At 41.9% G+C, this 12,678-nt stretch carries 12 protein-coding genes and 1 pseudogene; 7 read left to right on the top strand and 6 right to left on the bottom strand.

What is annotated here, in order from left to right; all coding sequences use genetic code 11:
- Positions 1-10: 10 nt before the first annotated feature.
- The 4 genes from ppnP (at position 11) to glnG (ending at position 3,619) form a co-directional block, all read left to right on the top strand.
- Entirely contained in the window at positions 11-322 is a 312-nt protein-coding gene (ppnP, locus tag AC0L4E_RS17625) for a pyrimidine/purine nucleoside phosphorylase (RefSeq protein ID WP_473680609.1), read from the top strand.
- Positions 323-436: 114 nt separating this feature from the next.
- Positions 437-1,009 carry a DUF4124 domain-containing protein gene (locus tag AC0L4E_RS17630; RefSeq protein WP_473680611.1) on the top strand — a complete coding sequence of 191 codons (573 nt, stop codon included), beginning with the start codon at positions 437-439 and terminating at the stop codon, positions 1,007-1,009.
- Positions 1,010-1,135: 126 nt separating this feature from the next.
- On the top strand, positions 1,136-2,173 hold the full coding sequence (glnL, locus tag AC0L4E_RS17635) for a nitrogen regulation protein NR(II) (RefSeq protein ID WP_473680613.1): 1,038 nt from the start codon (positions 1,136-1,138) through the stop codon (positions 2,171-2,173).
- Between the two features lie 30 nt (positions 2,174-2,203).
- On the top strand, positions 2,204-3,619 hold the full coding sequence (glnG, locus tag AC0L4E_RS17640; protein WP_473680615.1) for a nitrogen regulation protein NR(I): 1,416 nt from the start codon (positions 2,204-2,206) through the stop codon (positions 3,617-3,619).
- A 107-nt stretch (positions 3,620-3,726) separates the two neighbouring features.
- On the opposite strand, the gene AC0L4E_RS17645 is transcribed toward glnG, so the two are convergent.
- Complete coding sequence (locus AC0L4E_RS17645) at positions 3,727-4,305, bottom strand: porin family protein (protein ID WP_473680617.1); 579 nt, start codon at positions 4,303-4,305, stop codon at positions 3,727-3,729.
- Between the two features lie 192 nt (positions 4,306-4,497).
- Positions 4,498-5,885, bottom strand: a pseudogene (locus AC0L4E_RS17650) (GntP family permease).
- A 144-nt stretch (positions 5,886-6,029) separates the two neighbouring features.
- Here AC0L4E_RS17650 and AC0L4E_RS17655 point away from each other — a divergent pair.
- Entirely contained in the window at positions 6,030-6,542 is a 513-nt protein-coding gene (locus AC0L4E_RS17655) for a gluconokinase (protein ID WP_473680619.1), read from the top strand.
- Positions 6,543-6,709: 167 nt separating this feature from the next.
- Here AC0L4E_RS17655 and fieF read toward each other — a convergent pair whose 3' ends face one another.
- Positions 6,710-7,582, bottom strand: a complete 873-nt coding sequence (gene fieF, locus AC0L4E_RS17660; RefSeq protein WP_473680621.1) for a cation efflux pump FieF — start codon at positions 7,580-7,582, stop codon at positions 6,710-6,712.
- Between the two features lie 66 nt (positions 7,583-7,648).
- Positions 7,649-8,155 (bottom strand): Spy/CpxP family protein refolding chaperone, encoded by a 507-nt coding sequence (locus AC0L4E_RS17665; RefSeq protein ID WP_473680623.1) that lies wholly within the window; start codon positions 8,153-8,155, stop codon positions 7,649-7,651.
- Positions 8,156-8,563: 408 nt separating this feature from the next.
- On the opposite strand from AC0L4E_RS17665, the gene AC0L4E_RS17670 reads away from it, so the two are divergent.
- Both AC0L4E_RS17670 and AC0L4E_RS17675 read left to right on the top strand, forming a co-directional pair.
- Positions 8,564-9,979, top strand: a complete 1,416-nt coding sequence (locus tag AC0L4E_RS17670) for a cytochrome C biosynthesis protein (RefSeq protein WP_473680625.1) — start codon at positions 8,564-8,566, stop codon at positions 9,977-9,979.
- 200 nt (positions 9,980-10,179) lie between these two features.
- Entirely contained in the window at positions 10,180-11,043 is an 864-nt protein-coding gene (locus AC0L4E_RS17675) for a DUF4437 domain-containing protein (protein WP_473680627.1), read from the top strand.
- Positions 11,044-11,166: 123 nt separating this feature from the next.
- On the opposite strand, the gene AC0L4E_RS17680 is transcribed toward AC0L4E_RS17675, so the two are convergent.
- Complete coding sequence (locus AC0L4E_RS17680; protein WP_473681734.1) at positions 11,167-11,664, bottom strand: lactoylglutathione lyase family protein; 498 nt, start codon at positions 11,662-11,664, stop codon at positions 11,167-11,169.
- A gap of 253 nt (positions 11,665-11,917) precedes the next feature.
- The gene (locus AC0L4E_RS17685; protein ID WP_473680629.1) at positions 11,918-12,427 is read right to left on the bottom strand and encodes a lactoylglutathione lyase family protein; all 510 of its coding nucleotides are present in this window, start codon (positions 12,425-12,427) and stop codon (positions 11,918-11,920) included.
- Positions 12,428-12,678: the final 251 nt, after the last annotated feature.

Genomic DNA, 12,678 nt, shown 5'->3' on the forward strand with positions numbered 1-12,678 from the left:
GAGAGCAGTTATGAGCGTAATTTCACAGGTCGATGTCGCAACACAAGCTAATGTTTACTTTGACGGCAAAGTCATCAGCCGCACCATCCATTTTGACAATGGCAGCCACCAAACCTTAGGTGTAGTGCTGCCTGGAGAATATGATTTTGACACAACACAAGCTGAAGTGATGAATATTACCTCGGGTAAGTTTGATGTTTTACTACCCGAAGCCACTGAATGGAAAACCATTGCCGCAGGTGATCTTTTTGAGTTAGATGCCAATGTTAACTTTAAAATCCGTACTTCAGAAGTGAGCGAATATCGCTGTCAGTACAAGTAATTAGCCAAATTTTCTACCAGTAATAAACTAAAGCTGTACATCAGTAATTGCTGATTTTTTGTTAAAAAGAGGCTAGTATTAAGGTGATTAAAGCCCAAGGTGAAGGAACCTCCAATGCGCTCGACTCTAATGACCAGTTTAATAACTAGCCTAATTATCAGCCTGATGTTGTGCAGTATCGCTATCTCGAACAGCCACGCAACGGTTTATCGCTGGGTCGATGAAAACGGTAAAGTCCATTATAGTGACGAACCAAAAGGCAATGCTGAAGCAGTTGAGCTTAATCAAAACACTCAAAATAATATTTCGGTAGCTATTCCAGCCGCAATAGAACCCAATAAAAAAGCTGCTGAACCAATCACCTATCGAGTGCGCATAGTTAATCCAACTGAAGAAGAGACAATCCGCAATAACCAAGGGAATTTCACTGTCGTTGCCAGTGCCGCACCAGAATTACCTAATGGTTACCTCCTCGCCTTATATATTGACGATATCCTTTACGGCCAACCACAATCTGGCGCTATTTTTAGTGTCACCGAAGTAAATCGAGGTGAACATAACTTAGTGGTTAAGATTTTGACCCAAAACGGCAAAGTCCTTGCATCTAGTTCTGCTAGAAAGATATTTCTACATCAGGCATCAATTGCATTAAAGGCAAAACCTACGCCAATGCCAGCAAAAAATTGATATATATCAAATAGATAAGATCATGCTGTAAAAATTATTTATTGTTGATTGTCGATGTAGAATAAGTTGCACAATGCACCAAATCGGTGCAACATGATGGTGCAACTTCATTATGCAGGACAATTGATGGACACAAATAATCTGCTGAATCATTTAGTTACCGCCGTTTTCGTTATTGATAGCGAATTACGGCCTCATTATGCCAATGCTGCGGCAGAACAGCTGCTAGGTGTTGGTGCAAATAAACTACTTGAACAACAACTCCCAGAGCTATATCAATTTATGGGGGTTGAGAATCAGCTACTTATTGATTCAGTTAAAGCCAACCAAGGCATTACCGTCAATACTGCTGCACTGATTACCTTAGATGGCGTTCACCACATCATCGATATCACTCTAAGCCCGATGGAAAGCGAAGATAACCTCAGCTTACTAGAGCTACGTCAGGTCGATCAGCAACACCGAATTCATCAACAACTGAACCTAGATGCCCAACAACAAGCGGCGCAGTTCTTGGTTCGAAATCTTGCCCATGAAATAAAAAACCCGTTAGGTGGCCTTCGAGGTGCAGCCCAGTTATTGTCACGTGAATTAGCTGAACCAGAGTTAAAAGAATTTACCGACCTCATCATTGAGCAAGCTGACAGACTGCGCAATTTGGTCGATAAATTATTAGGGCCACAACGCCCAACTCAGCACACTGAGCATAATATTCACCAAGTCGTGCAAAAAGTCTTAAAACTGATTGAGCTAACCTTACCCGAAAAGGTCACTCTGTCTCGAGATTATGATCCTTCTATTCCAGACATGAATATGGATCCCGACCAATTGCAACAAGCCGTGCTTAATATAGTGCAAAACGCCATTCAAGCCTTAGAGGAGCAAGGGGGAGAAATCTTAATCCGATCTCGAACTCAGCATCAGGTCACGATTGGTACCCAAAGGTTTAAATTAGTACTGGCATTGTCAATTATTGATAACGGTCCAGGGATCCCAGCAGGACTATTAGATACCTTGTTTTATCCCATGGTGACAGGTCGTGAGGAAGGGTCAGGTTTAGGTCTATCTATTGCGCACAATATCGCTAGATTACACGGAGGTCGAATCGATTGTGTCTCGGCGCCAGGACACACAGAATTTACTATTATCCTGCCATTACAATAACATGCCATTGATGGCTATAGAGGAAGTAACATGAGTATAAGCGAACAAGTTTGGATCCTCGACGATGACAGCTCTATTCGCTGGGTATTAGAAAGAGCCCTACTCGGGGCCAAAATATCCACAGCCAGTTTTGCTGCTGCAGAGTCATTGTGGCAAGCATTAGAGATCTCACAACCCATTGTGATTGTGTCAGATATTCGTATGCCTGGCACAGACGGACTGACCTTGCTTGATCGCTTACAAATGCATTACCCGCATATTCCTGTGATCATCATGACTGCCCACTCAGATTTAGATAGTGCAGTCAGTGCCTATCAAGCAGGGGCATTTGAATACTTACCTAAACCCTTTGATATTGATGAAGCCATTGCATTAGTAGAACGCGCACTCACCCATGCAACAGAGCAGGTACCAGCTCCGAGTGCCGAGCCTGAAGTCGTCAAAACGCCTGAAATCATTGGCGAGGCTCCCTCAATGCAGGAAGTATTCAGAGCCATCGGCCGCCTTTCACGTTCTTCAATCAGTGTGTTGATCAATGGACAATCTGGTACAGGTAAAGAACTGGTCGCAGGTGCTCTGCATAAGCATAGCCCACGAAAAGACAGCCCTTTCATTGCCCTTAACATGGCCGCAATTCCAAAGGACTTAATTGAATCAGAATTATTTGGCCACGAAAAAGGCGCTTTTACTGGTGCAGCCAACGTGCGCCAAGGACGCTTTGAACAAGCTAACGGCGGCACTTTATTTCTAGATGAAATTGGCGATATGCCACTTGATGTACAAACCCGTTTATTACGTGTGCTGGCAGATGGTCAGTTCTATCGCGTCGGTGGCCATATTGCAGTGCAAGTGGATGTGCGAATTATTGCTGCCACACACCAAGACTTAGAATTACTGGTGCAAAAAGGCGACTTTCGTGAAGATTTATTTCACCGCTTAAACGTGATTCGAGTCCACTTACCTCCACTGTCACAGCGCCGTGAAGATATTGCTCAACTGGCGACTCACTTCCTTATTTCAGCAGCGAAAGAAATTGGGGTTGAACCGAAAATTCTCACTAAAGAAACAGCCACTAAGCTTGAGCAACTACCATGGCCTGGTAACGTCAGACAACTTGAAAATACCTGCCGCTGGTTAACTGTGATGGCGTCAGGCCAAGAGATTTTGCCGCAAGATTTACCCACTGAGTTACTTAAAGATCCAGTTAGTGCAGGCGAAAGAGTCAATGGTGTATCAGATTGGCAAATGGCTTTAACCCAATGGATAGATGAAAAGCTGGCTGCGGGCGAAAGTGATTTACTCACCGAAGTTCAACCAGCATTTGAGCGGATTTTACTTAAAACGGCGCTCAAACATACTCAAGGTCACAAACAAGAAGCGGCTAAACGCTTAGGCTGGGGACGTAACACCCTCACTCGTAAGCTTAAAGAGTTAGAAATGGATTAATGTTCTCACTATTGCCAGAACAGAAAAAGGATAGCGACGGCTATCCTTTTTTATTTACTATCACTGTGTTTTTATCTCAAATATCGCTTTAGATAAAATGCTAAAGCTTAGAACTGATAATGCAAGCCTAACGCTAATTGCGAAGTATCGGCATCAATATCTAACGTATCAGAACGATCGGCATCTAAATCACCAGTGACATAATCATAACTTAAACGTAAACGCAGTGACTTAGAAACCGCGGCAGTCACACCCACACCGTAAACCACATTAACACCGCTCCAATCGGCAGTATCAAAGCCTTCGTCATAATCGTAATCAGGGTCAACTTCAAGCGCTCGAATAGCTAAGCCAACTTTACCGAAAACTGAAAAAGTATCATTAATGGCCCAAGTAAATTTTGGTGCTACCGAAAAAACAGCTAAACCAAGATCGACACGACCTTGTTGCAGATCATTTGTCAGCATCCACTTCCCTTCAAGACCAAACCAATGATTAAAGTTATAACCACCATAGGCGCCAAAGCCAGAACCAGAATCGTCAAAACTACCGACTTCCAGTTGCACACTACTCAGCTCACCACCCACATACCACCCCGTATCGCGGGCTTTTTGCTCTTCGGCTGTGGCGTTAAAAGATAAACCAGCCATTAATAATGCACTTGCTATAACAGATAAACGTTTCATCATCATTCCTTAATAATTTTATCAGCGCGGGCAGCATAGCAGAAAATGCTTGTTAAACAATCAAATGTAATCTAGCAAATGTGTTCGAAAATATTTCAGACAACGGACTTTTGCCGTTAGGTAAATATCCAATAAAAAGGAGCATCTCTGCTCCTTGCAATCAAGATTATTACGCTTAATACCATTTTAGCGTTAGATAATCATGCTCAGTATCGCCACGATGAAAAACGCAATAGTACCTAGTAAGGTTTCCATAACGGTCCAGGTTTTTAAGGTGGTTTTCTCATCCATTTCCATTAAACGACCCACTAGCCAAAAGCCTGAATCATTAAAGTGCGACAACACTGTCGAGCCACCTGCAATGGCAATAACAATGAAACATAAATCAAACTGACTTAAGCCCGAAGTAGCAGCAACCATAGGCGCAATTAACGCAGCAGTAGTGGTTAGTGCAACCGTTGCAGAACCTTGAGCAACACGTAAACAAGTGGCAATAACAAAGGCTGCCACAATAATAGGCATACCAGTGTCATTTAATGCGTCTGCTAATGCTTCACCAATGCCACTAGCACGTAAAACACCACCAAACATGCCACCAGCACCTGTCACTAATATCGCGCCACAAATAGGCGCTAACGAGTCACCACAAAGTTTTTCAAGGTGTTTCATGCCGTAGTCTTTGGCAAAAACGGCTAAACAAACTAATAAGGTTATCAGCAGCGCAACCGGGGTTTTGCCCAACATTCGCAAGCTTTCAACCCAAGTAGTATTGCCATCAATCACTCCAGCAACACTTAAGGTATTTAAGCCTGTATCTAAAAAAATCAGCATTACTGGTAAGAGTAAAATCATTAATACGGTCGTGAATTTTGGCAACTTGGCTGGGTCAATCACAGTACCTGAGCTTAAAAAGACTTTCGATAATGGAATATCAAATTTTTTGCCTGCATATAATCCAAAAAGGTAAGCGCCAAAGTACCAAGTAGGAATCGCCACTAACATACCTATCATCAGCAACATGCCAATGTTGGCTCCCAGTAAATCAGCTGCGGCAACAGGGCCAGGATGCGGCGGAACAAACGCATGCATTACCGCAAAGGCACCAGCAGAGGGTAACGCGTACTTAAGGGGGAGCCGCCAAAGCGTTTGGCCACACTAAAGATAATCGGCATCATCACGATTAAGCCCGCATCAAAGAAGATGGGAAAACCAAACAGGAGTGAAGCAATACCTAATGCAAAAGGCGCTTTTTCTGCACCAAAGCGGCCAATAAGGCTGTCCGCCAATACTTGCGCTCCGCCTGTGACCTCTAAAATTTTACCAATCATGGCGCCTAAGCCAACTAAAAGCGCAACGGCAGCCAGCGTGCCACCGAAGCCTGACATCATCGTCGGTACAACTTGTTCCGTTGCGATACCTGTTGCCAACGCAGTCGATAAACTGACTAAGGTTAACGCCACAAATGCGTGCATTTTTAATTTTATAATCAGTACGAGTAGTGCGGTAATGGCCGCGCCAGCGACCATCAGTAGATAGGTAGGATCAGCAGGTTGTGCTAAAGGGTCCATGGTATATTCCATCGTTCTTTTATGTATTCTTAATTAAGATGATTAAATCTAATCTAACCAAATAAAATCAACTCAACGCGGTACTATCACACAGCTTCGAGATATACTTTCGAAACGTCGAAAGTATATAGATCAACCCTGATTTGAGGTACGTAAATGACCGGTAAAACCATTATTGTGATGGGTGTGTGTGCCTGCGGTAAAAGCACCGTTGGCGAAAAGTTAGCAAACCAATTAAACGCTAAGTTTATCGATGGCGACGACTTACATCCACGTGAAAACATTCAAAAAATGGCCCGAGGCGAACCTCTTAATGATAACGATCGAGCCCCGTGGTTAGTGCGTGTCAGGGATGCGGCTTATAGTATTGAGTCTAAAAATGAAACTGCGATAATTGTTTGCTCAGCATTAAAAAAACAATACCGAGACACGATTCGTGATGGTAATCAGCAAGTGGCTTTTCTTTATTTAGAAGGTAGTTACGAGTTAATTTTGGCGAGAATGCAGGCAAGAAGTGGTCATTTTATGAAGCAAAACATGGTAGATAGCCAATTTGCAACTTTAGAAGATCCCAGCCAAGAGCCATTAGTCGTCACTGTTAATGTCGATAACACTATCGACAACATTGTTACCGAGGCGACAGAGCAATTTATTAAGCTTGGTTATTAGGATCTGTTGATCTTTCAAGGTTGTTTTTGCAGCGAGTTGTTGGCCATTTATACAAGGCAGAGACTTTGTGGTGTAGTTATTCTACATAAAAAGTCGATAACACAGTAAAAATGGCCAACAAACGCTGCCCAAAGGAATAGAGGTGTAAAGAGCTGTTTGATATGCCTTTAGTCTATTGGGTCTTGGTGAATTATCACTTCCGCACTCTCAAATGTATCTCGCAATCGCTGTTCGGTTTTATCGGTAATTTCATGAGCTTCACGCAGTAACAACGAACCTTTAAGCTCAATATGAAATTGAATAAATGTGGTTTTACCTGCTTGGCGTGTACGGAGCTCATGCAGACCATTCACCCTTGGATCTTGCTTTACGATTTCAACAATCTGATCGCGGGTTTCTTCATCTAATTCACGGTCAAGCAATGACTGAATTGAACGATAACCTAAATCAACCGCCTGATGGCCAATATAGAGTGCAATTAATACTGCAAATAAACCATCAGCCCACCACCAGCCATATTGTGCTAACACTAAGGCTAACAATACTGCGCCGTTTAAGAATAAATCAGATTTGTAGTGTAAGGAGTCTGCTTCAACCACGGTGCTGTTGGTTTTCGCTAACGCTTTCTTTTGCAGCATAACTAATGCAAAGGTCATAATAAGCGCAATGATCGATACCGCAACACCTAAGCCAGCATGGGTAACCTCAACAGGGTTGATTAATCGTTCGCCGCCATAAAACATCAGCAAGAAGGCTGAGCCAAGAATAAACGCAGATTGGGCTAAAGAAGCTAAAGGCTCAGCTTTACCGTGACCATAACGATGATCGTCATCAGCAGGTAAAATGGCGTAACGAATAGCAATGAAGTTAACAATAGAGGCAAGTGCATCAGCAAAGGAGTCGGTTAACGATGCAAGCATACTCGCTGACCCTGAGTAGAGCCAAGCGAGTAACTTAATCACGATAAGGAATAAAGCTGTGGCTACCGCAGCGCGGCTAGCCAGTTTCACCCAAAAATCGTATTCTGAATCTTTTGTCATAATAGAGGTAATCGCGCATATTTAAGCTGAATAATGTCTCTCTATTATAGCGGAGTCAGTTATAGATTAACCACGACCTTTACCTTTAGCTTTGGTAAAACGTGAGTCAAACTTCGCTTTTTGTTCTTCAGTTAGCAACTGATAGATTTCATTTTGCATTTTCATGAAGTTTTTCATGCCTTCTTTTTGCTTCAGTTGCTTAGCATCGATAATGGCATCTGCTTGAGCATCGTCAAAGTTAGCATTACTGATTAGCGCTAGCATTTCAGCTTTATGAGCAGTGCGCTCTTCAGCTGAAGGACGTTCGCCTTTCTCTGCTTTGTACTTCTCAATTACCGCCTTAACATCAGTTCTTTGAGCTTCAGTTAAATCGAGTGAACGTAGCATTTTACGAACACTTTTGTGCATGCTTTTACCGTGATGTTTGCCACCATGTGCACGCTCACCTTTTTGTTGGGTTTGCTCAGACTGGACACTTGTTACAGTATCAGCCGCATATACTTGACCTGCTAATAACGCTGAAGAAGCAACAAGGGCTAATAAACTGCTTTTTACTGTTAAACGTGATTTCATAATCTCACCTATATATTTGCTTAATTCATCATTTGAAGAATGGCTACCAGCACTTTATCAATTTGATTAAATAGCACTGCTAACAGAATTTGGTGTTGTTATACCAAGCTCACTAACTGCAAATCCTTTGAAGTCGTTTTTGGTATGAAGCTAGTTTAGCCAATGCAATGTCAGTTAGGGTTATGAGTCGGTAAAGCTATGTAAAGATCCCATTTTGAACATAAAAGTAATTCTATAAAGCAGAATGGGAGCCAGTTCACGTATATAAAAGCTAATCATTTCCATACTGAACAAAAGCATAAGTTATGTATCTGAGATAACACTAGAGTCCTCAGTCTGCCTTAACATTTCCAATGGCGACGCAGTGATTCTAGTTAACTCTTTTGGTGTTTATAGTTGAGGTTATGGATGAGCAAGTTTTTCACCCGCATAATGATTTTATTTAGTCTGTTAGTTTCAGTATCAGGCCTAGCACAAGCAAACGATTCCGATATATGGGTCAACAAAACCGCGGCTGAACCCTCGGTAAATTTACATTTTTTCTGGTCGCAGACTTGTCCCCATTGTCGTGAGGCACATCCCTTTATCGATGCTTTAGCTGAGCGATACAATTGGATTAATCTCGAAGACTACTTAATCAGCGAGCCAGGTAATGTCGATAAGTTAATGGCAATAGGCGAGCAAACAGGTGTAGAGCCTAAGTCGGTGCCTTACTTTGCCGTTTGTGGTGAAGCGATAACTGGTTATAACAGTCACGACGTAACTGGACGCTATATACTTGAGCGACTTGAAGCTTGTTATCAAAGAAACGGCGGTTCGGGGAATCTTAAAGACCTAATGGCTGATTTTTATGAAGATAAAACCACAGCTGATGCGCCTTTATTTGAAACATGTTCAGACAGCGCCGATCCTGACGCAGGAACATGCGGAATGGACTTTGAAGCAAGTAATGGCGAACATTCAAGCCTAGACTCAAAGCCCCACGTTCAGCCTGTAGATATTCCTTTAATTGGCGCAGTACAACCTGAAAAAATGTCGCTTCCTGTATTAACGCTAGTGCTTGCTGGTGTCGATGCATTTAACCCATGTGCTTTCTTTGTCTTACTGTTTTTACTTAGCATAATGGTCAATGCAGGCAGCCGAGGTCGTATGCTGCTTGTTGGCGGTATCTTTGTATTCTTCTCAGGCTTTATTTACTTCATCTTCATGAGCGCATGGCTCAACCTATTCCAACTGCTTGGTGGCAGTGATGGCGGTTGGATTATTACTGGAGCGGGATTAATCGCACTGGTGGCCGCCTTGGTGAACATAAAAGACTTCTTCTTTGGTAAAGGCGATGTCAGTTTATCCATGTCGGTTGAAAACCGTGGCAGCTTAATTAAACGTATGGGTAAATTGTCTAAAACCAGCTCACTGCCGACACTGATATTCGGTTCCGCAGTACTCGCTATCTTAGCTAATGCCTATGAATTGCTTTGCACCGCTGGCTTCCCAATGATTTACACCTCTGTCCTGTCGATTTCTGGTTTAGATGCTGTTGAACGTTACATGTACTTGATTGCTTATAACGTGATTTATGTTATCCCGCTGGCAACGATTGTCATCGTATTCTCGGCCACATTAGGTAAACGTAAACTGACTGAAAAAGAAGGCGAAGTACTTAAACTGATGTCAGGCATCATGATGCTAGGACTAGGTAGCATGTTAGTCATTGATCCTATGGCACTACAAAATGTGGTGTTCTCAGTAGGGTTAATTTTAGGTTCAATTTTATTGACCTTCGTCATTGTGAAAATTAAACGTTTTAAACAAAAGTCTCAGTAAGCATTTTACTGATTCCACTGTTTAGATAACAGTTTAGATAAACAAGCGAGCACTTTAAAGTGCTCGCTTTTTTTAGCTTAGCTCGATTGATTATCAACAATAACTTGAAAGTCTTTCTTGTTATTACGCCTTTTTGTTTTACCACTAAGCACTATAATTCCTCCATAAATATCCCTTTGACTTCTTCAGCGAGATACCCAATGAAAAGTTTTCCCAAAGTCGCTATTACCATTGCACTTTTTAGCAGTTTGACTGCCAGCCAAGTATTTGCCAAAACAACACAACTTCAGTCTGAGGTGATTACCACAAGTGAGATCCAATGGGGATACTTAAACCCACTTCGTGGAGATGAAAGCCCTGGCGCTGCTAACCTTTGGGGCGACCGCACTAAAAATGTGCCAACGGGAATGTTGGTAAAATTTGATAAAGGCTTTTCATCACCTCCGCATATTCACAACATTACCTACCGCGGCGTAGTCATTGAGGGTCAGATGCATAATGATGATCCTGCTGCTGCAACAATGTGGATGCCATCAGGTTCATTTTGGACGCAGCCAGCAGGTGAGAACCATATCACTGCCGCCAATGGTGAAGACAATTTGATTTTCTTGGAAATTGATAGCGGCCCTTACTTAGTTAAGCCATCAGATCAACAATTTGAAAGCGATGAAAAACCAATAAATTTGCATGAATCTAATCTAGTTTGGCTCGACCAAACGGATGTAAAGCTCATTAACGGCAAGGATGCGGAAATCACTTCGCTATGGGGTAGCAATAAGCTTGGTCAACTTGGCGGCGCGATGGTTAAACTGCCCGCGGGTTACCAAGGAAAGATTATCGTTAATGCTGAAGAGTTTCGCGCGATAGTGATAAAAGGTGATCTTGAATATCAATCAAAAGAAACCACTAACAGTAAAGATTTAGCCGCTGGCAGTTACTTTGGTTCAACAGGTCAATTTGAGCATGATATTACTGCGTCAAAAAGTGGCGCGACTATCTATATCCGCACTGATGGTAAATATAACATTGCTAATCAATTAGCCACTATTATTGTAAGTAACTAATATAATAGCTAATCAATGATATACAAATCTGCTGCCATTAAAGTTTAGCTGGAAATGAATCCAGCTAAACTGACTATAACGTTAGCAGCCTAATGTCAGTACATAAGGCTGCCTCAACCAACATTATTGGTAGGCGCCTGCAGAATACGTTAACTCATAGCTATGGCTATAAATCTCTAAAATATTACCAAATGGATCTTCCATGTAGATCATGCGGTAAGGTTTTTCACCCGGGTAATAATAGCGTGGTGCTTTCATGCGTTTCTTACCACCAGCAGCAACAATTTTGTCAGCTAAGCCTTCAACATCAGGATCTTGGACACAGAAATGAAAAATGCCTGTTTTCCAATATTCAAAGTTATCTTCAGGGTTTTGTTGATTCTTAAATTCAAATAGCTCAACACCAATACGATCACCCGTTGATAGATGCGCAATTTTAAATCGCTCCCAACCGGGACCAAACACATCGGTACACATCTCACCTATCGCAGAGTCATCTTCGATAATCTCCGTCGGCTCCATGATTAAATACCAGCCCAACACTTCGGTATAAAACTTCACTGCCGCTTCTAAATCAGGAACAGAAATACCAATATGAGAAAAGGTTCGTGGGTACGGCATTTCAGCATCAGGTAAACCTGTCACAGCGCCAGCCACTGCTGTGCTTTGTGAGGTTGCAGAAGCGCAGCCAGTTAATGCTATTGGCAAAGCTGCGGCACCTAAACTTACTCCCAGTAACTTCATGAACTCTCTTCGACTAGGATGATTGATAAACATATTGCGTTCCTTAAACGGCTAACAGTAAATAGACTTAAAACAATGAGAAAAGTAATGAAGGCACTCAATTTCGAGCACCTTAATCTAAATGAATCGCTTACTTATACGCGCCACTTGCATAGTGCAACTCATAACTATGACTATAGATTTCAAGGATATTGCCGAATGGATCTTCCATGTAAATCATGCGGTATGGTTTCTCACCTGGGTAATAGTAACGAGGCGCTTTCATACGTTTTTTACCACCAGCAGCAACAATCTTTTCAGCTAAACCTTCAACATCAGGATCTTGAACACAGAAATGGAACACACCAGTTTTCCAGTATTCAAAATTATCTTCAGGATTTTGTTGGTTTTTGAATTCAAACAACTCAACACCTACACGATCACCAGTAGACAAATGAGCAATCTTAAAGCGCTCCCAACCTGCACCGAATACATCAGTACACATTTCGCCAATCGCTGAATCATCTTCAGTAATATTGGTTGGCTCCATAATTAAGTACCAACCGAGTACTTCGGTATAAAACTTAACAGCAGCCTCTAAATCAGGAACTGAAATACCAATATGCGAAAACGTTCTTGGGTAAGGCATAGGCGTAGACATAGTTATCACTCCAATTATTGAATATAAAGTAGGGGTTTATTTTCGATAGATGAAGTGTAGTAGAGACTAGTTGAAATAATAAATTATCAATTTTTATAATTTTAATAATTTTTTGTGATAATCATTTTAGTGAAAAAATACCAATACCACTGAGATGACAGCAAATAAGAAAGAAACTCTCCCCTAGTGAGCGATTAACCTCAGTGTAAAAGAGTGCAATGTTACTAAACTTGGATCTGCATTCGTTATAT

It is taken from the genome of Shewanella sp. GJ50-10 (assembly GCF_055808815.1).